Below are 22,025 nucleotides of genomic sequence, written 5' to 3' on the forward strand. Positions count from 1 at the left end.
ATCTTCTTCGCTTTCTCTGAATCTTGCGGTGAGAGTCTTACTGCTCAAAAGTAGCGGGATAACAATAAGAAGAAACCTGCTCCTAGAGCAGATTTCTTCTTATTGTGCTGGTTTATTTTCAAACTTCGCCTGAGCAAATTTGATTGCTTTTCCATTCGGATCATTATTTTCATACTGGATTGCTGTTACGGTATGAACACCTGGTTGTAGTGTCTCTTCTTTTAATGCAATTGTCGTTTGTGTTATTTTCCTTACTTGATGCTTTTCTTCAAATTGTTTATCAACGTATACATATGTTTCTTTATCCTCTTGGAAATTCGAAAGTTCAATTTCCACTTTTTGGATAATCGTATCTTTTTTGATAAATACTACAGGCACATTCCCATTTTCTGATGTACCATCCGGAGTAATAACTTTCACTGTTCCTTCACCAACTAAAGTTACTCCTTCTGGGAATGAATATTTGATTTCTTGCTGCGCATTAACAGTTTGTTCTTGTTGTGTTTCTTCCGTCATTTTCTTTTCTTTTGTTGCTCCGCAGCCCACTAACAACATAACAGATAATCCAGTGATTATGAATTTTTTCAAAATCCATTCCCCCTGTATCTTAATGTTAATTTATTATCTAAAAATAATTTTTAAATATATACATTTATTTGAAACACTTTCATAATCGAAGCATGTTATTTACACAACTAACTGTACCACACTTATCCCTCTATTATCATCATTATTTTTCCAAGAAATTTTTAGTAAATCCTTTTCAGCATTCTTTATAACCTATTAATTATATATTTCCTTCATTTCTACATGAAAAATAATCTTAGTCCTTACAACTAAGATTATTTTAACGTTTATCTCTATTAATAGGAATCTTACTTTATTTGATAAATTTCGTAATTTCCGCTACTTCTTTTCGAGCTAACTTTTTCGGCTGATCCTTTGGATGGCCTAACGAAATAACCATATTAATTTGTTTATCAGATTCAATTTGTAAATAGCTTCTTAGCTCATCCTGTGCTAATAACACCGGTCCTGTCATTGGACATGTACCAAGACCACGAGCATGGGCTGCGAGCATTAAGTTTTGTGCAGCTAAACAGCTGCTTTTAATTCCTTCTTCCTCCCAAATAGACTCTGGAACAAAATCAATCGGATCAAAAATCTTTTCACGAAACTTAGACTGATATGGCGTTGCTAAACAAATGATTAAAACAGGCGCATCTGAAAAAGCTGTTGCATATGGTCCAAAAGAACGAGTCAATAACTTCGCTGCTTTTTCTTCTCCTTTTCTGTAGCCTCTTCTGCTCGTTTATGTAATGCATTCCATGTCATTTCTTCTATGTCTTTGATTTTGTCACGATTCATGATAACGACAAATTCCCACGTTTGCGAATTTGTATCACTCGGTGCATATCTCGCACAATCGATGATTTCTTCAATGTCCTCCACAGAAACATCTTGCTCTGTAAATTTACGAACGCTACGGCGCCCATGAATAATATCTTTGAATGCTTGATAATCCATATAACTCCAAATCCCCTTTTATAACGTTTTCAAAATCCCTACTTGTCTGATTATATCATATAACAAAAAAAGCTGGACATGTTCCAGCTTTTTAAGCATTTATTTACTTTTAACACATAATAAAAACCATTTTTATTGTATCCCGCATTAACGGGCAGTAAGACCCCCACCTCAAGATTCAGAGAGAAGCAAAGACGATAGGCGGGGGATAACTGCCCGTTAAAGCCCGATTGGTGAGAGCTTTCCATCAGTGGAGGATGAAGAAACCCCCACTGATGGAAGTTTCACTTTATGTTAGCAGTATAAACACTTTCTTTATACGCCGCCTGCAACTTTCTTATAACTCGTTGTTCTTCCGTTTGATACCAATCTTCTCCAATTTGCGTTACTGGTACAATTTCAATAGGTGTAGCTGTAAAAAAACACTCCTCCGCTTCATATACTTCTTGAAGAGAAAATTGGCGTTCTTCTACAGGGATATTCAGCTGCTTTGCTAAGGAAATAACGTGATGACGTGTAATTCCATACAAAATAAATTGATTCGCAGGGTGTGTAATAAGAGTTCCATCTTTAACAATAAAGAAATTAGAATGACATCCTTCCGTTACAATACCATTACGAACTAAAATTGCTTCATAATAGCCTTCTTTTGCAATTTTATTTTTAATCATGATATTAGGAAGTAAATTGAGAGATTTAATATGACAACGGTGCCAACGTATATCTTCCGTTACTGTCACTTTAATTCCATCTTCCATAAGAGTAGTTGGCCTCGGAAATGGTACGATATTTGCGTAGTATGTAGGTTGGAGATTTAATTCGAACAAGTGATTTCTAGGTTGTACACCTCTCGAAATTTGAATATATACATTCCCATCTTCTTTAAATTGATTTTTCTCAATCAATTGCTGCAGTTGAGAAATAAGTTCTTCTTTTGTAAATGGTGGTTCTAATTCAATTTCCTCCATAGATTGGAAGAAACGATCTAAATGGAGATCTAATAAATGAGGCTTCCCATCATATAAACGAAATACTTCATATACTCCATCCCCAAACTGTAATCCTCTCTCTTCTAATGAAATCATTGGTTCTTTCTCTTTCGTATTCACGATGCTTCCATTAAATAAAATCCAATCTTTATGAACACTTTTCATAATCTCTCGCCTCCTCTTCATATGTACTTCCATTGTACAACTTAAATTATTTAAAAAGAAAGAATTTTCACTCTTTTATACAACAAAAAACTTCTCTACATTTATTGTTATTCTTAAGAAAATTATAAAATTAATTTGTAAAAGATAAAATTACAGTAACGTGAATTACTTCTCCCTTAAATGCTAACACAATCTACAAAAGGACTTGCTCATAACATATATATATACATAAAATATTAGACGCGAACCGTTTAATGTATCTAATTCTCACGGTTTTTATCTCTTAAAAAGGGGGATTAGCTTGGGGTTTCTCGAAGGATATAATAGTTTCAGCGGGGCATTTTCGCCTTTAATTGTACGTTCCATTCATTTTTATAGTCAGAATTGGAAGCAGCGATTTCACAGGAAACAGCTCCAAAAACTGCGAATGAATAAAAGAAGACGTTATTATCTCAAGCAATTATCATAACGGAAAGCCTCTTTGTACATTGAAAAAGTATAATTTTCTACTCACAAAAACTAGGGGCCCCTGTAAAATACAAGGAACCCTAGTTTTTTAGTATACATCCCATTTTAAAGATTTATTTGACGAAATTAAGATAAAGTGAAACTTCCATCAGTGGGGAGGTTTCTTCATCCCCCACCTACCTTCTTTGCTTTTCTCTCAACTTTGAGGTGGGAGTCTTACTGCCCGCAAATAGCGGGATAAACAAAAACCGTCTTATGAAAGACGGTTCCTATCATCTCGTTTCAACCAATTTAAAATAAATATATAAGTTTGATAGTGAACATATCTGATACAACATAGACAGAATAGAATTCCCATACCAATACAGCTATATAGCAAGCCTAATTTCAAAAAAATTGCAATTGGTGGTGGAAAAAGAGTGACTTTTTGCAAAGTATATAGTGCAAGAAACAATATTGAAAACAAAGGGAAATATTGCCATTCATATGGTGTACGCTTCTTGTTCAATATATTTTTCACAAGTAATTGAAATAACTCTGCAAATAAAAAACAGCCTAGAACTGCAATAAGCGCTAGCGTCATTCCCATACACTTCCCACCTTATTTTATAATGTACTGATAAAATAACACATCTTGCCACTCATTAAACTTATAGCCAACTTCTCGAAAACATCCTACATATGTAAATCCCATCTGTTCATGCAGCTTCACACTTATGTCATTCCCCTTTGTAATCCCAGCAATAATAGTATGATGCCTCAATTCCTCTGCTAATTGAAGTACGCGCTCTATCAATTTTTTCGCAATACCTTTTCCGCGCGCCTGCTTTTCCACATAAACTGAAATTTCTACTGTTTGCTTATATGCCTCTTTTTCTCGAAATGGAGATAAAGAGCAATACCCAAGTACGATACCATCTTCTTCAGCAACGATGATTGGATACATTTCATTATGTGTATCAAACCACATATTCATTTCTGCTAATGATTTCTCTTGCAAATCAAATGTAGCGGTTGTATGTACAATTGCATCATTATATATATGTAAAATAGCTCTTACATCTTCCCTATTTGCGCTGCGAATTTCCATTTCTTCGTCTCCCCCATTACAGTTGCTTTATATAAACATGATTATTTTGTTGAAAGCCAAGTTGTTCAAAAAATGCTTTTACCCTTTCATTCTTATCTATAAGTGTGATTTCAATCTCTTCCACGTCGTCTCTTTTGACGATTTCTTCAAACGTATAATAAGCATTTGTTCCATATCCGTATCCTTCATAATCATGATGAATGAGAAGATAAGATAAAATCGCTTTATTTTGTTGCAAAGTGTAATCAATAATCCCTACGTATGTATCGTCTGCTTTTATACAATACACTACATCTTGAACAGGTAGATTATGAGAAAAAAACATTTCATCTATTACTAGCCTTGTTTCATCTATCACTTTTTCAAACGTTAACATAACTATTTCACCTTCATTCTTATTATTATTGTATCAAGTAGGACAAGTATTTATGAAAAAAACCTTAAGATAACAATGTTATCTTAAGGTTTTCTATTTATACTAAGCTATAAGCACGCTTTGTTTCTTCATGGAACACATTTGTATCATATTTATGCTCAACAAAAATTTGATGCCATACCATAAATGCAAGTACTGTCCAAATTTTACGGCTGTAATCGCCTTTATCTGCACAATGTGCTTCTAATAAGTTTAATACGTACTGCTTGTCGATTAAATGCTCTGTTTTGCTTTCTTTAATGATATTTACAGCCCAATCATGCATTTCATCTTTTAACCAGTGACGGATTGGTACTGGGAAGCCTAGCTTCTTACGATCCAATACGTGATCCGGTACAATACCGCGTACTGCTTCACGTAAAATTGCTTTTGTTGTACCGTTTGCAATTTTTAATTCTGTTGGAATTTTAGATGCAACATCAAATACTTCTTTATCTAAAAATGGTACGCGAAGTTCTAATGAATGTGCCATTGTCATTTTATCAGCTTTTAATAAAATGTCGCCGCGCAGCCATGTGAACATATCAATGTATTGCATTTTGCTTACATCGTCGTAGTTCTTAATATCATCATACAATGGCTTCGTAATATCCATGTAATTAACACTTTCATTGTAGTGCTTCATAAGTGCTGCTTTTTCTTCTTCACGGAAAATTTTCGCATTTCCATAGTAACGCTCTTCGATCGGTGTGCATCCGCGCTCTAAGAAGCTTTTCCCTTTGAACCCTTCTTTTAATGCACCACTTAACGCTTTTAACACACGTTTTCCTGGGCTAGGGATGTAAGAGAACATTTTTAAAGAGTTTGGCTCACGATAAATGTTATATCCGCCAAACAGCTCGTCTGAACCTTCACCAGAAAGAACAACTGTTACATGTTTACGCGCTTCTTTTGCAACGAAGTACAATGGTACAGCTGCTGGATCCGCTAATGGATCATCCATATGCCACATAATTTTGGGGAATTCATCCATAAATTCTTGCGGTGTTACGAATACGCTATAGTTTTTTACACCTAATTTTTCTGCTGTTTCTTTCGCTACGTCAACCTCACTAAAACCACGACGATCAAAGCCAACAGAGAAAGTTAATAGATTTGGATTCATTTCTTTTGCAATAGACGCGATAATCGATGAATCGATACCACCAGATAAGAATGAACCTACTGGCACATCACTGCGCATATGCATTTTCACAGAATCGTATAATACGTCACGAATTGCTTGAATATGCTCTTCTTTTGTCGCATCAGATGCATTGAAATATGGTTGCCAATAACGACGAATTTCCATCTCTTTACCAAGCTCTTTTACAAAGTAATGACCTGGCTCAATTTTGTTAATATCCACTGTTAATGTTTCAGGCTCTGGAGCATATTGATACGTAAAGTAATGTTGTAGAGAAGCTGGGTTAACCCCTTTATCTTCCATCACATGTAAGATACTTTTCTTTTCAGATGCAAAGAATGTTGTATCCTCGTGCTGCGCAACGTAAAGCGGTTTAATACCGAAATGATCACGCGCACCGAAAAGTTTTTTCTCTTCGCGATCCCAAATCATAAATGCAAACATACCACGAAGGTAATCTACACATTTTTCTTTCATATGAGCATATAATGCAATGATTACTTCTGTATCAGATTGTGTCGCAAATGTTGCACCTTTTTCAAGAAGCATTTCGCGAAGCTCTACATAGTTATAAATTTCACCATTAAAAATAATTACATAACGATCATTTTCATACGTTAACGGCTGATGTCCTGCCTCTAAGTCAATAATACTTAAACGGCGGAAGCCAAATTGTACGTGTTCATCACGGAAGTACCCTTCATCGTCTGGACCACGGTGAAAGATAATCGTATTCATATTTTCAAATTGATGTTTTTCTTCTGCCGAAAACCCTCTAGGGTTTTCACATAAACATCCTACAAAACCACACATACTTTCTTACCCTCTTTCGGTTTTCATTCTTTTTCTATACTACTAACCCTATTTATACTAGCACAATCATAACAATATGGCGACAAAAAGTACAAAAAACCACCCCTATTCTTAGCCTATCATTCATCAACTTTCAATTTCTTACGTAACTGAAAAAACCACACTCACATTTAGGCATTTCGGTCATATGATATTTCAGATTTATCTTTAGGAGGGGAAATTATGAGTGATGAACAAAAGCCTTCACGTCCGCCATTTCGAAGTTACTTAAAGCAAATTGATGACTTTTTCGAACAAACTCCGCTTCGTGATGTTATTGCAGATATGAATCACTTTTTCCAAAAAGGAAATCGTTTATTAACATTTCCTGTTGATTTATTTGAAGTAGGAGAAGACCTTGTTATAAAAGCTGAACTTCCTGGTGTTCAAAAACAACAGATTCAAATTGAAATACAGGGTGAATACTTAAAAATTTCCGTAAAAGAAGATGTCTTAGGAGAAGAAATAAAAGAATCACATAATTATTATCGCCGCGAACGCGCAATGTCAGAAGCTTCCCGCATGATTAAACTACCGTATACGATTAATAAAAAACAAGCGAAAGCTTCTTATCAAGATGGCATTTTAGAAGTTCGTGCACCAAAACTTCCGCAGCAACATGATATTTTATCGATTGAATAAAAAAGGATGCCCATTCGCATCCTTTTTTACTGTGTTAAACGCTTAATATCACGTAGTATATCCTCATATGGTGTATTTTTAATTCCGCTATATTGCTTCACGACTTTCCCGTTTTGATCTACTAAATAAAATGATGTCCCATGAACAACTTGATCTGTATTGTCAGGCTTGTCAACAAGCATTTGGAAGTTTTTCTTTGCAAACTTTTCAATGTCATCTTGCGTATACCCTGTTAGCAGATTCCAGTTCTTCGTATCATCTGTGAACTTTTGTGCAAATGCTTTTAAATCTTCGGGCTTATCTACCTCTGGATCAACACTGAACGATACAAATTGAACATCTAGTTTTTGTTCTTTCGCCAACCTTTGTAATTTCGCCATATTAGCTGTCAGTGGTGGGCATACCGTTTGACAGTGTGTAAATGCGAAATCCGCTACCCACACTTTTCCTTTTAAATCTTTCGTACCAAACTTTTCACCATTTTGATTTATGTATTGAAAACTTTCAACATCCCAATTTAATGGATCTCGGAGTTTTGATCCTGAACTGCATCCAGCTAAGACTAGTAAGCAAAAACAGTAAGAATACCAATCCATTTTTGATATTTCTTCATTCTAGAACACCCTTCTCTCTTTCAAAATATAACATTTCTTCTATCCTATGCTAACGAACAGTAAGAGTCCGATTTATAAGATATTTTCATCAATACGGAACAATCCTACTAATGAAAGTTTCACTTTATTGTAACAAAGGTAAACACTACAGGAGAAGTGTTTACTTCACTTGTTCACTAAATCGTACTAATTTTTCAATAGCTTCTTCTTTATCAAATGTGCTAAACCACCTATAATCTTCGTCATCTAAAATACGATAATGCTGACTAACAATATTTTGCTGTAAGCAGAAAAGCCCTCTTTTCTCAATTTCCTTCCACCATACATGTCCACCCATCGTTTTTTCTTTTTTATATTCAATATGGTGATGAGAGACTGTTTGAACAACTTCAAGAGCAGATCCCCCAAACGCAGACTGTAACACTTCGCTGTCTTGAAACAACGCACATACCGCAACAACAGTCGTCCACGAAGGTGAAATGCGTTCCTTTTCAATTTGAACAAGCGTCTTTTTGGAAAGACCTAAAATCTCTGCCATTTCTTCTTGCGTATAATTATGTTCTATTCGAATAAGTTTCATTCTTTTCGCAATTGTCAGTATCACTTTCTCTTTATTCATGTGAACACACCTCTGTTTGCTTTGTAAAGATTACCTCGTTGTAATTTTACACTTTTTTAATAATTAGTCAATTTCATTTACTTCTTTCCTTTACAACATTTCGATACAATAGAACTAAATAGATTTTATATGAGGTGATGCTCATGTGTGGAAAGCGTTATGGGAACATGGATAATATTAGTACCAAAAAGCCAATAAGGGAATTTTTACGGTGGAGAAAAGAACGTAAACAAAAGAAAAAGACTCCACTTTCGTTATAGAACAATCGCCTGTAAAACAAGCTACATTTTTACGTGCGAATACACATAAAACAACCGTTACATGGATTGGCCACTCGACATTTCTTATTCAAATGAATGGACTTAATATTTTAACCGATCCTGTATGGTCTAAAAAAGTTAAAGTTGTACCACGGCTTACAGATCCTGGACTGACGCTTGAAGAACTTCCGCCCATTGATGTAGTACTTATTTCTCACGGTCACTACGATCACCTTGATTTCCCCACGCTTCGTCAACTAAAATCGGATGTACTATATTTGGTACCAAGTGGCTTAAAAAAGTTATTTTTACGAAAGAAATTTTTCCATGTTGAAGAATATAACTGGTGGGAACATACAGTAATTGATAATATACATTTTCACTTAGTCCCAGCTCAGCATTGGACGAGAAGATCATTATTTGATATGAACTCCTCACATTGGGGAGGATGGGTCATTGAAAACAAAACAACAGAAGAAACCATTTATTTTTGCGGCGATAGTGGATACTTTCGGGGTTTTAAAGAAATTGGAGAACGCTTTACAATTGATATTGCCCTCATGCCAATTGGAGCCTATGAACCCGAATGGTTTATGAAAATATCGCATATTTCTCCAGAAGAAGCGGTGCAAGCATTTTTAGATATAAAAGCAAAACATTTTATCCCCATGCATTACGGTGCATTTCCGCTCGCAGATGAAACGCCAAAGGAGGCGATTACAAGACTTCGCAACAATTGGAATTTACGAATGCTCCCATGGGAACAATTGCACATTTTATTTCTTGGGCAAACGTATATAGCTACTTCGCCTTCCATACAAGAAGAAAAAATAAAAAAGGAAAATACGCATGTATAACACATTTACAAAATCAGAACATAATAGTATGAGCATTCGTATCGTGCGTATTATTTCTTTTGCACTATACTAAAAAAGCTACTTGAATGTAATCAAGTAGCTTTTTTCTATTCTGCAAAATAAGAAAATCCAATTGCTCCAACGCCTGTATGTGTACTAATAATAGGTGTTGTGAAGAAAATCTCTGATTGTGTAAATCCACTAATTTTTTCAACTGCTTCTTTCATTTTTTGCGCTAACGGTAGTGCTTTCGCGTGAGGAATAGCCACTGCTTTTACTGTTTTACCAGCTACATCCTCTTCAAATATTTTCGCTAATGTTTTTACAATTTGTCCTTGGCTACGTACCTTAGTAATCGGATTGTAGACTCCGTCTTCAACACTAGCAATCGGCTTAATATTTAATAAAGATCCAATCATTGCTTTTCCTTTACCAATACGACCACCTTTTACAAGGTTTTCTAATGTATCAACGACAACAAATAGGCGTGTGTTTTTTCTAACTTCTTCAACACGTTTTAAAATATCTTCTAAAGAACGACCTTCTTGCGCCATTTTTGCTGCTTCAATTACTTGATAAGCTAAAGCATGACTAATAAATAAAGAGTCAATTACTGTTACTTTTGTATCCGTCATCGTTGCTGCACTATTTGCTGTTGCAACTGATCCACTTAGGCCATTTGTTAAGTGAATCGAAAGAACTTGACTGCCGTCCTCTCCTAAACGATCATACATTTCTACAAATGAACCAACTGCTGGTTGAGATGTTTTTGGCAATTCTTCCGATTTTTCCATTTCTTCAATAAACTCATCTGGTTGTAAATCTATACGATCTAAATAAGTTTGTCCGTTCACAGAAATTGATAATGGGATAACATGAATATCATATTTTTCAATCACATCTGGTGATAAATCCGCCGTTGAGTCTGTGACAATTTTAATTTTTTGCATATTTTACTTCTTCCCTTTCCACTACGCTCTCCCTGTTATTATACTAGTATTCCCATTGCTTTCAACAGTTTGAGATAATTTTCCGACAAAATCCTCACTTTTTATGACTAAAAAGAAAACGACAGAGCGCATTTACTCTGTCTCGAATTTTTCTATGCATTTTTTTCTAACGTGTTTGTTTCATATACATTTGAATAATCATTCCATTTTAAGCAACTTCGCAAATATTCTCGAAATGAGTACGAAAACCTTGGTTGTTTTTGTTTTTGAATTTTGGAGATAAAGAGCTGAAGACGCGACTGAATTTGAAACGCTAATGGGTGCTGTGTTTGTAGCACAGGGATTTCGACCACCTTTACGCATTTTCCTGTTGGATGAGTAAAATAAAAACTCTTCATAATCACGATATCAATCCTCTTTTTTTGGATTTATAATGTTAGTATAAACCGACAAAGACAAAAAGTTTGTCTAAATTTTGGAGAAGCATTATTTTTTTTCTTCTTTATATTGTATACGCTTACATTAATAGTATAACAAAAAATAAAAAAAGTGCCCGTCATAAAGAGGCACTTTTCGATTCAAAATCATTTTCACGACTTCGTTTACGCTTATACACAATTTTCGACAGAGCGATACTAATTTCATATATACATATAAGAGGCACCGCTACCATACTATGGGATAAAAAATCAGGTGGCGATATACATGATGCTATAATAATTAATATGACATATGCATATCTCCTTATCTGTTGTAGGAAGTATGGCGTTAAAAAACCTATACTTGTTAAAAACATAACAACAATAGGTAATTCAAATATAACTGCAAATGGTACCGTTAAATTTAATACGAAATAAAAATATTTCTCGGTTGTAAACATCGTATTAAACATCTCATTTCCAATCTGCGTTAAAAAGTGAAGTAAAAACGGCATCACAATAAAATATCCGAAACATAGCCCTGCAATAAATAATATAAATAACACAGGAATGTACATTAAAGTCATTTTTTGTTCTCGTGGATGCAAACCAGGTTTTACAAATAACCATAACTGAAATGCAGCTATTGGTATTGTACAAACAACTGCAAATAATGAAGCGATAGAAAAGAAAATCCATAACACATCACTTGGACCTAAAACTGTCAATTTCATTGTTAAATCTTTCACAAGGAAAAAATAAATATCTTTTGTGTATACAAATCCTATAATTAAGAAAAACACAAATGATAGGACGGTAATAATTAAACGCTTTCGCAATTCACTAATATGCTCTATAATACTCATTTCTCGATCGTTCATTTTTTCACCACTCTTTTTTCATCCGATAAAAAAGATGCAAGAGAGATTCTCGCCTTACATCTTTTCTAAATTATACATATATTATTTACGTTCTTTATCTTGAAAAGCATCATCCGTTAATTCTTTTGTTGATTTTTTAAACTCTTTTAAAGTTTCCCCTAAAGCTCGTCCAATTTCAGGTAATTTTTTAGGACCGAATAAAATAAGTACAGCTACTAAAATTAAAATTAAGCCTGGAAAACCAATATTTGAAAACATATTTCCATCCCCCTTATAAGTAGATTGAATGGTTCTGCTATCCCTTGGTTTTATTTTGTCAGAAAAATTTGTAAACGTCAATGTATCCGTTATCTTTTGTCACAAAAATTCGAAAATACAATATTTATACAAATTTCATTTCTTATTCTCTTTGTATATGATATGGTGAAAGAAACTATACTCCTCATTTTACTACGTAAGAAAGGAGTCGAAACATGACTCAAAAGATGACTCGAATGACTCAGTTTGTTAAAGAAGAAATCGCAAATGCAATTACACATGGCATCGGCGCCATTTTAAGTATCCCTGCGTTAATTATTTTAATTATCCATGCCTCAAAGTACGGAACAGCATCGGCAATTGTAGGGTTTACTATATACGGTGTGAGCATGTTTTTACTTTATTTATGTTCAACGCTATTACATAGTATCCATCACCCAAAAGTAGAAAAGTTATTTACTATCTTAGATCATTCTGCCATCTATTTATTAATTGCTGGCACATATACACCATTTCTACTCGTTACACTACGCGGACCACTGGGCTGGACATTACTCGCAATCATTTGGACACTAGCAATCGCCGGAATCGTCTTTAAAATCTTTTTGTACGTCGTTTTATTAAACTATCAACTTTGTTTTATGTCATTATGGGCTGGCTCATCATTGTTGCCATTCAGCCGTTATATGAAAGCTTAACAGGTAGCGGCTTCTCATTATTATTAATTGGTGGAATTTTATACTCTGTCGGCGCCATCTTCTTCTTATGGGAAAAGCTACCATTCAATCATGCAATTTGGCACGTATTTGTATTAGGCGGAAGTGCGATGATGTTTTTCTGCGTGTTATTTTATGTATTACCTGTAGCATAAAGTGAAACTTTAATAAGTGGGGGATTCTCTTCCCCCACCTAACTTCTTTGCTTTTGCTGAATTTTGAGGTGAGGATATTACTGACCTCAAATAGCGGAAGAAAAAGGTCTCAGCTTTTATAGCTGAGACCTTTTCTACTTATTTTTTTAACTGACCCGCAATAATATCTTGCGTATATTTTGTTAATTCTTTAATATCCATATTTTGATATTGTTCTGCTGTAATTGGTTTCGAAATTGTGACTGTTGCATGCGCCGGCTTCATTCGATTACCGTTTGCTTCAAACATTTTATAAGTTCCGGCCAATGTTACTGGTAAAATCGCTACACCTGCTTTTACAGCAAGATGGAAACTACCAGCTTTAAATTCTCCCATTCCATTTCCCTTACTACGAGTTCCTTCTGGAAAAATAACGATAGAATGTCCTTGCTTTAACAGCTCAATTCCATCTTTAATAGCTTGTAAAGATTGACGGCGATCCTTGCGATTCATAAATACACAGTTCATCAATTCCATCCATGTTGATACAAGTGGAAATTTTTTAATTTCCGCTTTCGAAACAAATCCAATTGGCTTATTTAAATAACCTAGTAAAACAGGAATATCCATATCACTTTGATGATTACTTACTACTAGCACTGGCTTATCTTGTGGTACATTTTCAAGTCCATTCACTTGTACTGTTGATCCAGCTACATGAACCATCTTCTTGCCAAACCAATTTGTTGTTTTATATACCAGACGATCTTTTTCTTGAGGTGATAGTGTATGTACCTTTCGTTTTACACGCCACATTCTTGGCGTAATACCAATTACAATTAAAATTAAGTACAAAATTTTTAAAAACGTTTGAATCATATAGAACCCCCACATATTGTCATTCCGTTCTTCATTATACTAGACAAACGAAGGAAAAAGAAGAAAAAATGTCCAAACGGCAAGTGTTTGGACATTTTTCATAATATGATAGATTAGAATTGTTTTGCTAATTCACGTGCTTTTTCGATTGCTTGTTCTTTAATTTCAGGTGCCTGTGCAGGATTTGCACTCATACCTTCTACTGCAATATATTCTACATCCATTACACCCATGAAATTTAACATCGCTTTTAAGTGGTTGCGGCCAAAATCCATTGCTGCGTATGGTCCTTCAGCGTAAATGCCGCCTGTTGCTTGGATATGAAGCGCTTTTTTGCCTTCTAATAAACCAACTGGACCATTTTCAGTATATTTGAATGTTTTACCTGCAATTGATAAGTTATCTAAGTATGCTTTTACAACTGGTGGATAGCTTAAGTTCCACATTGGTGTTACAAATACGTATTTATCTGCATGCATAAATGTTTCTAAGTTCCCACTCATTGCTGCAACTTTTTGTTGTTGGCTTTCACTTAATGTTTCAAAGCCTTCTCCTGCCCCAAGTTTCCCCCAAGCAGCAAGCACTTCACCATCAATTGCAGGTACGTTTGTATGGAATAAATCAATTGTTACAACGTCATCTTGTGGATTCGCTTGTTTGTAACCTTCAATAAATGCTTCTCCTACTGCCATGCCAAATGATACTTCTGCTGGATTTGGATTTGCTGTAATAAATAATACTTTTGTCATATTGATTTCTCTCCTTTTTTCTCTTCATTAATATCTTCAATTCAAGATTTTATTGTTGAAAAGTAAATTACTTACCTTACATAAGTAATAATATATAATTAATGTTTATCTGTCAATAAAAATAGTTACTTTCTTTTCGTAAGTATGTGATTATATTGAGCAAGACTTTCATCAGTGAAAGAAATTCATCACTGAATTGCGGAAAGCTATTAACAATTAGAGATATTTCTTCGCTTCTTGAGGTAGGGGTCTGACTGCCTATAGCGGGATAAAAAAGAGCTACCTCACTTATGAATGAGATAGCTCTTTGTCCATCACTTTTGAAACACATGTTTGACTTTCTCAGCCGGAATACTACTTCCACCTCTACCTTTTACATCTTCAATCATCATTGCCACAACCATATTTGGAGAATTTGCATCAAATGCAACAAACCACCCTAACTCTTTACCATCCGCTTCTTTTGATTCTTTTAATTCCGCTGTTCCTGTTTTTCCAGCAAGCGTAATACCATCTAATTTTGCAATCTTACCTGTTCCTTCTGGGTCATTCACAACTTTTATTAAAGCATCTTTCAAAATATCACTGTTCTCTTTTGATACCACGTTTTCTTTCCACGCCTTTACCTGCTTTTCATCTTTTAAAAGATGTGGAGATGGAATATTCCCCTCATTCACAATTGGCGCATAAGATAATGCAACGTGAAGAGATGACATTAAAACTTGACCTTGACCATACCCTGTATCAGCAAGTTGAATATCATTTTTTATACCATCTTTTGCGATCTGCGAAGTTGCAAATCCATATTCAATCGGTAACTTTTCACCAAACCCAAATCTCTTCGCTTCTTCCATAAACTTATCTTTACCAATTTTTAATGCTTCCTGTGCAAAATAAATGTTATCGGAATAAATCATTGCTTTTTCAAAATCAACTGGATTGACCTCTTTGACACGCGTTACATAATAGTTACCCCAAGAAGAATCTTTTGCCCATTTTAAACCATCAATGTTAAGAGATTCTTTTGGATTCAGTACTTTTGTTTCTAGACCAATGGCGCCTGTGATTGGCTTAAAAACAGAACCGGGTGCGTATACTTGTGTAAACCGATTTGTCATCGGCTTTTTCGGATCATTATTCCAAGCATCTCGTTCTGCTTTTGCTGACTCTCTTATCATAGCGTTTGGATTGTATGATGGACTACTTACAAGAGCTAATGTTTCTCCTGTTTGTGGATGCACTGCTGCACTTGAGCCCGCTTCGCCCTTCATTTCTGCATAAATTTTTTGTTGTAAATCTCCATCGATCGTTAGTGTAATATTTTCGCCATCTTTCGCTTCTTTTTTGGCAAGTTCTTTTAATTCTTTTCCTTTCGCATCTGCAATATAAACACGTCCGCCTTTTTCACCGCGAAGTTTATCTTCAAAAACACTTTCCAGACCTGTTCTTCCAATAGGATCATCGGCTTTATATCCTTTATCCGCTAATTTCTTTAAATCCTCTGCATTCACTTTCCCCATATAGCCAGTTAAATGTGCCGCGGCTTCTCCTAAAGGATATGTACGAACATTCACTGTACGTATCGCTACACCAGGCATAGATATGTAATCATTTTCATTTGCATCCTCTGGTAAAATAGAAAGTGGAACATAGTAGCCTGGTTGTACCCATTTTGCTGTTAATTTCTTTTCGATATCTTCAACCGGCATATGTAATAATTTTGCTAATGTTTCTTTTGTTTGCTGTGCTGATTCACCTAATTTTCCAGGTACAACTCCAACTTCTGAAGCTTTCCCATTTGTTGCTAATCCGCTTCCATTCCTGTCATAAATTTCACCGCGCTTTGGCGAAAATGATTGAACAAGTACTTTATCATCTTGTTTCATAGTTGGAAAAATAAATGATGGATTCCAATCAACTTTCCAGACATCCTTATCTCCATCCTTTTCTTTCACAAGCTTTGCATCATTTTCAAACGTAATCTTCCCGCCGATTGTATCCATGCTTACTTTAAAAGGTACATTCGCATTGTTTTTCTCATCTTTTTTGTCTTCTTTTTTCGTTACTGCTTCTACTTTTAAATTTTTCACCGCAATTCCTGTATAAACGTTTTCATATTTCTTTACAAAATCTTCTTTTGTAATCGACTGCTTTGCCTCTTTCGATAACTGTTCATACATTTCATCAAACTTTTGCTCATTCCATGCTTTTACATATGTATCCATCGCTTGCTCTGGCTTCTCTTCTTTTCCGCAACCTACTATGAATAGCATTGAAAAAATAAAAAGCATTCCCCATATCTTTTTCACATTTTCCCCTCCTTTATATTTCGATACTATCATACTATAAAAATCCAATTTTATAAAATTCACCCAATAAAAAACCGACGCAATATGCGTCGTTCTTTATATTATCATTATAACATTCAGAAAATTTTTATATAAGGATTTGTTTTTATTTTTCGTTTTCTTAGTATAAAAACAAAAAGGAGAGGATACAAAATTGTGGAGTGTACTTAGAAAAGACAACAACAAAAGAAGATTGGTATGTAATACACCAATCTTCTCTCCCACTTTATTTTCATTTACCATACACATGATAAGCATACGTATATGGATTTTTCTCATCTGTCACGCCTTGTTCTACAGATATTTCTTTCCACTCATCGTAATTAATTTCTGGAAAGAATGTGTCACCTTCAAATACTTCTTCAATTTTCGTAATATATAAGCGATCTGCAAATGGAAGAACTTCTTTAAAAATCTCTGCTCCGCCAATGACAAAGATTTCTTCATTCATTTGCTCGTCCATTTTCTGTACATCATCAATAGAATGGATAACTTCACAGCCTTCCATTTCATAATTTTTGTTACGAGTTAAAATAATGTTCGTTCTGCCGGGTAAAGGTCTTCCAATTGATTCAAACGTTTTTCTTCCCATAATAATCGGATGGCCCATCGTTACTTTTTTAAAGTATGCCAAATCTGCCGGAAGATGCCAAGGTAATTGGTTATCTTTACCGATTAGACGATTTTTATCCATTGCTACAAGTAATGAAATCATATATATCCTCCTATCTTCGCTTACACAGCTACCGGTGCTTTAATTGCTGGATGTGGATCGTATCCTTCTAACATAAGGTCGTTCATTTCAAAATCAAAAATAGATTTCACATCTGGGTTTAGCTTTAACGTTGGGAATGAACGTGGTTCACGTGCTAATTGTTTTTCTACTTGTTCAAAGTGATTTGTATAAATATGTGCATCACCAATTGTATGAACAAACTCACCCACTTCTAATCCACACTCATGCGCAATTAAATGTGTTAATAAAGAATAACTAGCTATATTAAACGGAATACCTAGGAAAATATCACCGCTGCGTTGATATAGCTGACAAGATAATTTCCCATCAGCCACATAAAATTGGAATAATGTATGACAAGGTGGTAGTGCCATACTTGGTACATCTTCCGGATTCCATGCAGACACGATTAAACGACGGGAATCTGGGTTTTTCTTAATCATGTCAATTACATCTTGCAATTGATCAAGCGTCTCTCCAGCAGTGGTTTTCCATGCACGCCACTGTTTCCCGTACACATCTCCTAAATTACCGTAACGCTTCGCAAATTCATCATCTTCTAACACCTTTGTTTTAAACAATTCCATTTGCTCTTCGTATTGCTTATTAAAGTCTTCATCTTGCTGTGAACGCAGTCCAAAATCTGTCATATCTGGACCTGTATACGCATCGCTCTCAACCCAATTTTTAAACGCCCATTCATTCCAAATATTATTATTATGCTGCAACAAGTAACGAATGTTTGTGTCACCTTTCATAAACCAAAGAAGTTCGCTCGCTACTAAACGAAACGGCACACGTTTTGTCGTAAGTAACGGAAAACCTTGACTTAAATCAAAGCGCATTTGATACCCAAATACAGATACTGTCCCTGTACCAGTGCGATCTTCTTTTCTCGTACCGTTTTCCATAACGTGACGGCACATATTTAAATATTCATACTCTGCGTGTTTCATCAAGTAACCTTCTTTCACAATTGCTTTATGTAACATTATTTTTTCCTATATGGAGTTTATCATATATGCATTTGAATTTCACACAGCCTTTTTAGTAAAAAACTCTTTCATACAGAATACACGTACAGAACTCCGTATTAAAAAATTTTTTCATCTTCAAAATCTGACATACTTTTGTCAAAATTCCCCATAAAAAGAAAAAGGGTTTTTCTATCCTTTTCAAGAAACTATTGTGCGGAAGTAAATAATATATGAATGGAGGTTTTACTATGCAAAAACTTGAAATGCCTCTTACAAGTAAATTACATACGGCAATCAAAAACATGATGAAGGATTTAAACGTTCCTGGAGCTGCGGTTGCTATCGTAAAAAATGGAGAAGTAGTATTCTCAGAAGGTTATGGGTACCGTGATACAAAAAATAAAAAAGCAGTTACATCAAAAACATTATTTGCAATTGGTTCATCGACAAAAGCATTCGGTACACTTTCTTTAAGCTTACTCGCACAGCAGCAAAAGTTCAATTGGGATACACCTGTACAAACTTATCTTCCAACTTTTTCACTTCTTGATCCGCTAGCAAGCGCGCAAACAACAGCTCGCGATTTAGCATCTCATCGCACCGGCGTAAGCCGCCATGATTTACTATGGTACGCAGCCTCTTTAAATAGAAAAGATATTGCCGAAAACGTTCGGCACTTAGAACTAGATGCACCATTCCGCTCGGCATTTTTATATAACAACTTAATGTATGCCACGATTAGTTATATTGCTGAAAACATTACAAATCAAACATGGGAACAATATGTAACAGAACATATTTTAGACCCGCTTCAGATGGAACGTACGAACTTCTCAGTTACCACTTCACAAAAATCAGATGATCACGCACTTCCTTACATCGAGAAAGATGGGAACATAACAGAAGTACCTTTCTGCAAAATTGATACAATTGGTGCTGCTGGATGTATGAACTCTAATATAGAAGATATGGCAAAATGGGTATTACTTCATTTAAATAAAGGAAAAGTTGGTGAACATGAACTTATCATGCCGGACATGCTCCAACAAATGTATACACCGCATATCCCAATTCCAGATGAACCAATATTCGCTGTGCCAGAAACTCCATTAAACAGTTACGGTCTCGGCTGGTTTATTAGCGCCTATCGCGGACATAAAGAAATCCATCATGGCGGGAATATCGATGGATTCTCGGCACTTGTATCCTTTATGCCAGAACATAATATTGGGCTTGTCGTGTTAACGAATTCCGGTAAAACGTTACTTCCTTCTTACCTTGCACATCAAATTTATGATGAATTGCTTGGATTAGAACCAATTGATTGGCATAAACGTGCTGTAGAAGACACAGCGAAGTTTAATGAAATAATGAAAGAAATGAACAAACCGCTACCACAAGTAAAGGAAACTATTCTTTCGCATCCATTAAAAGATTATATCGGAACGTTTGAACATCCTGCTTACGGCACAATAGAAATACACAAACGAAATGAAACTTTATACTTAAAATTTGCCTCATTTGATATTGAAATGAACCATCATCACTATGATATGTTCAGTACAAAATGGAATGTTTTCCAAATGGAAATGAACATATTAGTTTCTTATGAGATGAATACATCAGGTGAACTAAACGAGCTTAAACTGCATCTACCAGCAACGTTAAGCACAAAGCCGATTCTGTTTACGAAAACTGAAAAATAGAATTTCCACTAGTAAGGTTTATTTCCAAAATAAAGAGCGCTGATTTTTGTTTTTACTGAAAGGTAAGAAAAGTGAAAGTTAGATAGTATTATTACACGATGACCTATGTTGTTTAACAATTATAGAGAAAAGGAAGAGGAGTGGGAAATCCACTCCTTTTATCACGACATGTTTTTGTTGTTGGCTCTGTGGCAGGACCCCATGCCCATCAAGCTAAAATTTTATAGTACCTCCTAGAACAAAATTTTGTACTAACTTGTAACAAAAAAGCTCATTTTTTCGTTTTGGGGTATTTGCTTTTCTTAACTTGATGGTGATGTGACGCTACCTCATTATGCAAAAGATAAAAATTGGAAGCCAATAGATGAAAAATAATAATTCCTTATTCAACTAACGCATGCATTAGTTGAACAACCTAAGGCTGCTTCGGTAGCCATTTTTTTGTACCAACTGGCAGTTTAGTTTTCAATATGTGAAAAGGGATTTCTAAGTGATGAATTGAATATATATTTATTGTTTACTAATTTTTAGGAGATAAGCTTTACTGTATTGCTGTATATCAAGTTCTTAATGAAGATAAACTAGGAGCTTCGCACGGTTCTATAATAACTTATAGTGATGCTGTGACGGGATTTCCTGTTAGTGAGATAGGGTATTTTTTAATTTATTTATTATAGTAACGTACTCGAAGAGGTTGATATGGTGACATATCAACGAACTGAGGTGGTACCACGAAATTGCAACTCTCGTCCTCAAGAATTATTTCTTTTGGGTGAAAGTTTTTTTATTATATAAGTTTCATTCTGTCATAATTGAAAGTTTTCGAGAGGAGAAATTATATGCATCCTATTTTATTAGATGTTCCGTTACAAATAGAAACAGATAGACTAATTCTTCGAGCACCACTTCAAGCTGGTGACGGGAATGTAGTATACCAAGCTATTAAGGATTCAATTAATGAGTTAAAACAATGGTTGCTTTTATACCAGTCAATTCCTACTGTTGAAGAAACGGAAATTATTCTGAGAAATGCCCATATAGATTTTTTGAAAAGAGAAAGCTTTCGCTATCTTATCTATCATAAGGGTACTAATGATTTTATTGGAACTGCTAGCCTTCACGGAATTAATTGGAAGATTTCTAAATGTGAAATTGGATACTGGATTAACACGCAATTTAGTGGCAATGGATATATGACAGAAGCAGTAAGTGAGTTAACAAACCTTGGATTTCAGTTACTCAAATTTAGAAGGATTGAAATACGATGTGAATCTAATAACACTAAAAGTCGTACGATCCCTGAAAAACTAGGTTTTGAGCTTGAAGGGATATTACGTAATGAAGATCTTTCAGCTGACGGTAAAAAACTAACTGATACCTGCATCTATGCAAAAGTAAATTAGATTAAAATTTTAAAATTCCTTGTACAACTAAAGCATGCGATAGTTGTACAACATATCTTAAAGTCGGTTTCCAAATTTGGAAGGCGGCTTTTTTGATTTTTTATAACGAACGTTTTCATAACTTTTAAGGGGGCACACGGCCCAAAAAAGAAAATTGTACGTTATTGGTTAGTTTGATCAAAAAATAAAATCCTGCATTCACAATACATACAGGATTTTTATTA

The 22,025-nt window shown here is 34.9% G+C and carries 19 protein-coding genes and 4 pseudogenes; 5 read left to right on the forward strand and 18 right to left on the reverse strand.

The genetic code is table 11. The features are described from left to right. Nucleotides 1–99: 99 nt before the first annotated feature. The 7 genes and pseudogenes from ACEWFJ_RS14870 to asnB all read right to left on the reverse strand — a co-directional run bounded on the left by ACEWFJ_RS14870 (nucleotide 100) and on the right by asnB (nucleotide 6,614). Entirely contained in the window at nucleotides 100–588 is a 489-nt protein-coding gene (locus tag ACEWFJ_RS14870; protein WP_473689073.1) for a hypothetical protein, read from the reverse strand. 292 nt (nucleotides 589–880) lie between these two features. Then, a pseudogene (locus ACEWFJ_RS14875) lies at nucleotides 881–1,527 on the reverse strand (nitroreductase family protein). 284 nt (nucleotides 1,528–1,811) lie between these two features. After that, nucleotides 1,812–2,681 carry a D-amino-acid transaminase gene (dat, locus tag ACEWFJ_RS14880; protein ID WP_473689074.1) on the reverse strand — a complete coding sequence of 290 codons (870 nt, stop codon included), beginning with the start codon at nucleotides 2,679–2,681 and terminating at the stop codon, nucleotides 1,812–1,814. Nucleotides 2,682–3,402: 721 nt separating this feature from the next. After that, nucleotides 3,403–3,732, reverse strand: coding sequence for a hypothetical protein (locus ACEWFJ_RS14885; protein WP_473692528.1), 330 nt, complete (start codon nucleotides 3,730–3,732; stop codon nucleotides 3,403–3,405). An 18-nt stretch (nucleotides 3,733–3,750) separates the two neighbouring features. Next, nucleotides 3,751–4,239: a GNAT family N-acetyltransferase gene (locus ACEWFJ_RS14890; RefSeq protein WP_253629408.1), complete on the reverse strand. Its 489-nt coding sequence runs from the start codon at nucleotides 4,237–4,239 to the stop codon at nucleotides 3,751–3,753. Nucleotides 4,240–4,255: 16 nt separating this feature from the next. Next, nucleotides 4,256–4,615, reverse strand: a complete 360-nt coding sequence (locus tag ACEWFJ_RS14895; protein ID WP_473689075.1) for a GNAT family N-acetyltransferase — start codon at nucleotides 4,613–4,615, stop codon at nucleotides 4,256–4,258. 97 nt (nucleotides 4,616–4,712) lie between these two features. Next, nucleotides 4,713–6,614 carry an asparagine synthase (glutamine-hydrolyzing) gene (gene asnB, locus ACEWFJ_RS14900; RefSeq protein WP_429709899.1) on the reverse strand — a complete coding sequence of 634 codons (1,902 nt, stop codon included), beginning with the start codon at nucleotides 6,612–6,614 and terminating at the stop codon, nucleotides 4,713–4,715. A gap of 222 nt (nucleotides 6,615–6,836) precedes the next feature. Between asnB and ACEWFJ_RS14905 the strand changes: the two genes are divergently transcribed. After that, nucleotides 6,837–7,295 carry an Hsp20/alpha crystallin family protein gene (locus tag ACEWFJ_RS14905; RefSeq protein ID WP_253629405.1) on the forward strand — a complete coding sequence of 153 codons (459 nt, stop codon included), beginning with the start codon at nucleotides 6,837–6,839 and terminating at the stop codon, nucleotides 7,293–7,295. A 26-nt stretch (nucleotides 7,296–7,321) separates the two neighbouring features. On the opposite strand, the pseudogene ACEWFJ_RS14910 reads toward ACEWFJ_RS14905, so the two are convergent. Next, nucleotides 7,322–7,908 (reverse strand): annotated as a pseudogene (locus ACEWFJ_RS14910) (SCO family protein). Nucleotides 7,909–8,069: 161 nt separating this feature from the next. Beyond that, nucleotides 8,070–8,528 carry a helix-turn-helix transcriptional regulator gene (locus tag ACEWFJ_RS14915; RefSeq protein WP_440603602.1) on the reverse strand — a complete coding sequence of 153 codons (459 nt, stop codon included), beginning with the start codon at nucleotides 8,526–8,528 and terminating at the stop codon, nucleotides 8,070–8,072. A 143-nt stretch (nucleotides 8,529–8,671) separates the two neighbouring features. On the opposite strand from ACEWFJ_RS14915, the pseudogene ACEWFJ_RS14920 reads away from it, so the two are divergent. Next, nucleotides 8,672–9,645, forward strand: a pseudogene (locus ACEWFJ_RS14920) (MBL fold metallo-hydrolase). 107 nt (nucleotides 9,646–9,752) lie between these two features. On the opposite strand, the gene ACEWFJ_RS14925 reads toward ACEWFJ_RS14920, so the two are convergent. From ACEWFJ_RS14925 to ACEWFJ_RS14940, 4 genes are all read right to left on the reverse strand, one after another. Then, complete coding sequence (locus ACEWFJ_RS14925; protein ID WP_253629401.1) at nucleotides 9,753–10,595, reverse strand: DegV family protein; 843 nt, start codon at nucleotides 10,593–10,595, stop codon at nucleotides 9,753–9,755. Nucleotides 10,596–10,747: 152 nt separating this feature from the next. After that, nucleotides 10,748–10,999: a DUF2535 family protein gene (locus ACEWFJ_RS14930; RefSeq protein ID WP_141524979.1), complete on the reverse strand. Its 252-nt coding sequence runs from the start codon at nucleotides 10,997–10,999 to the stop codon at nucleotides 10,748–10,750. 152 nt (nucleotides 11,000–11,151) lie between these two features. Beyond that, entirely contained in the window at nucleotides 11,152–11,895 is a 744-nt protein-coding gene (gene tatC, locus ACEWFJ_RS14935) for a twin-arginine translocase subunit TatC (RefSeq protein WP_440603605.1), read from the reverse strand. Nucleotides 11,896–11,976: 81 nt separating this feature from the next. Further along, nucleotides 11,977–12,153, reverse strand: a complete 177-nt coding sequence (locus ACEWFJ_RS14940) for a twin-arginine translocase TatA/TatE family subunit (RefSeq protein WP_098307191.1) — start codon at nucleotides 12,151–12,153, stop codon at nucleotides 11,977–11,979. Between the two features lie 215 nt (nucleotides 12,154–12,368). Here ACEWFJ_RS14940 and trhA point away from each other — a divergent pair. Beyond that, nucleotides 12,369–13,024 (forward strand): annotated as a pseudogene (gene trhA / locus ACEWFJ_RS14945) (PAQR family membrane homeostasis protein TrhA). 138 nt (nucleotides 13,025–13,162) lie between these two features. Here the strand turns inward: trhA and ACEWFJ_RS14950 are convergent. The 5 genes from ACEWFJ_RS14950 to ACEWFJ_RS14970 all read right to left on the reverse strand — a co-directional run bounded on the left by ACEWFJ_RS14950 (nucleotide 13,163) and on the right by ACEWFJ_RS14970 (nucleotide 18,671). Then, the gene (locus tag ACEWFJ_RS14950) at nucleotides 13,163–13,882 is read right to left on the reverse strand and encodes a lysophospholipid acyltransferase family protein (RefSeq protein WP_473689076.1); all 720 of its coding nucleotides are present in this window, start codon (nucleotides 13,880–13,882) and stop codon (nucleotides 13,163–13,165) included. A 113-nt stretch (nucleotides 13,883–13,995) separates the two neighbouring features. Continuing rightward, nucleotides 13,996–14,631 (reverse strand): FMN-dependent NADH-azoreductase, encoded by a 636-nt coding sequence (locus tag ACEWFJ_RS14955; RefSeq protein WP_473689077.1) that lies wholly within the window; start codon nucleotides 14,629–14,631, stop codon nucleotides 13,996–13,998. Nucleotides 14,632–14,945: 314 nt separating this feature from the next. Beyond that, complete coding sequence (locus ACEWFJ_RS14960) at nucleotides 14,946–16,940, reverse strand: penicillin-binding transpeptidase domain-containing protein (protein WP_473689078.1); 1,995 nt, start codon at nucleotides 16,938–16,940, stop codon at nucleotides 14,946–14,948. 271 nt (nucleotides 16,941–17,211) lie between these two features. Continuing rightward, entirely contained in the window at nucleotides 17,212–17,694 is a 483-nt protein-coding gene (locus ACEWFJ_RS14965) for a dihydrofolate reductase (protein WP_429709909.1), read from the reverse strand. Between the two features lie 20 nt (nucleotides 17,695–17,714). Then, complete coding sequence (locus tag ACEWFJ_RS14970; RefSeq protein ID WP_098307179.1) at nucleotides 17,715–18,671, reverse strand: thymidylate synthase; 957 nt, start codon at nucleotides 18,669–18,671, stop codon at nucleotides 17,715–17,717. 269 nt (nucleotides 18,672–18,940) lie between these two features. Here ACEWFJ_RS14970 and ACEWFJ_RS14975 point away from each other — a divergent pair, with 269 nt between their 5' ends. Then, nucleotides 18,941–20,398, forward strand: a complete 1,458-nt coding sequence (locus tag ACEWFJ_RS14975; RefSeq protein ID WP_473689079.1) for a serine hydrolase — start codon at nucleotides 18,941–18,943, stop codon at nucleotides 20,396–20,398. A gap of 839 nt (nucleotides 20,399–21,237) precedes the next feature. Further along, nucleotides 21,238–21,801, forward strand: a complete 564-nt coding sequence (locus tag ACEWFJ_RS14980) for a GNAT family N-acetyltransferase (RefSeq protein ID WP_473689080.1) — start codon at nucleotides 21,238–21,240, stop codon at nucleotides 21,799–21,801. The last annotated feature ends 224 nt before the right edge of the window (nucleotides 21,802–22,025 follow it).

The sequence above is a fragment of the Bacillus sp. EA-CB0995 genome, assembly GCF_055814245.1.

Bases quoted from the DNA above. Each gene is read 5' to 3' on its own strand.
- dat (WP_473689074.1), bottom strand. From the start codon at position 2,681: ATGAAAAGTGTTCATAAAGATTGGATTTTATTTAATGGAAGCATCGTG.
- ACEWFJ_RS14885 (WP_473692528.1), bottom strand. From the start codon at position 3,732: ATGACGCTAGCGCTTATTGCAGTTCTAGGCTGTTTTTTATTTGCAGAG.
- ACEWFJ_RS14890 (WP_253629408.1), bottom strand. From the start codon at position 4,239: ATGGAAATTCGCAGCGCAAATAGGGAAGATGTAAGAGCTATTTTACAT.
- ACEWFJ_RS14895 (WP_473689075.1), bottom strand. From the start codon at position 4,615: ATGTTAACGTTTGAAAAAGTGATAGATGAAACAAGGCTAGTAATAGAT.
- asnB (WP_429709899.1), bottom strand. From the start codon at position 6,614: ATGTGTGGTTTTGTAGGATGTTTATGTGAAAACCCTAGAGGGTTTTCG.
- ACEWFJ_RS14905 (WP_253629405.1), top strand. From the start codon at position 6,837: ATGAGTGATGAACAAAAGCCTTCACGTCCGCCATTTCGAAGTTACTTA.
- ACEWFJ_RS14915 (WP_440603602.1), bottom strand. From the start codon at position 8,528: ATGAATAAAGAGAAAGTGATACTGACAATTGCGAAAAGAATGAAACTT.
- ACEWFJ_RS14925 (WP_253629401.1), bottom strand. From the start codon at position 10,595: ATGCAAAAAATTAAAATTGTCACAGACTCAACGGCGGATTTATCACCA.
- tatC (WP_440603605.1), bottom strand. From the start codon at position 11,895: ATGAACGATCGAGAAATGAGTATTATAGAGCATATTAGTGAATTGCGA.
- ACEWFJ_RS14940 (WP_098307191.1), bottom strand. From the start codon at position 12,153: ATGTTTTCAAATATTGGTTTTCCAGGCTTAATTTTAATTTTAGTAGCT.
- ACEWFJ_RS14950 (WP_473689076.1), bottom strand. From the start codon at position 13,882: ATGATTCAAACGTTTTTAAAAATTTTGTACTTAATTTTAATTGTAATT.
- ACEWFJ_RS14955 (WP_473689077.1), bottom strand. From the start codon at position 14,631: ATGACAAAAGTATTATTTATTACAGCAAATCCAAATCCAGCAGAAGTA.
- ACEWFJ_RS14965 (WP_429709909.1), bottom strand. From the start codon at position 17,694: ATGATTTCATTACTTGTAGCAATGGATAAAAATCGTCTAATCGGTAAA.
- ACEWFJ_RS14970 (WP_098307179.1), bottom strand. From the start codon at position 18,671: ATGAAACACGCAGAGTATGAATATTTAAATATGTGCCGTCACGTTATG.
- ACEWFJ_RS14975 (WP_473689079.1), top strand. From the start codon at position 18,941: ATGCAAAAACTTGAAATGCCTCTTACAAGTAAATTACATACGGCAATC.
- ACEWFJ_RS14980 (WP_473689080.1), top strand. From the start codon at position 21,238: ATGCATCCTATTTTATTAGATGTTCCGTTACAAATAGAAACAGATAGA.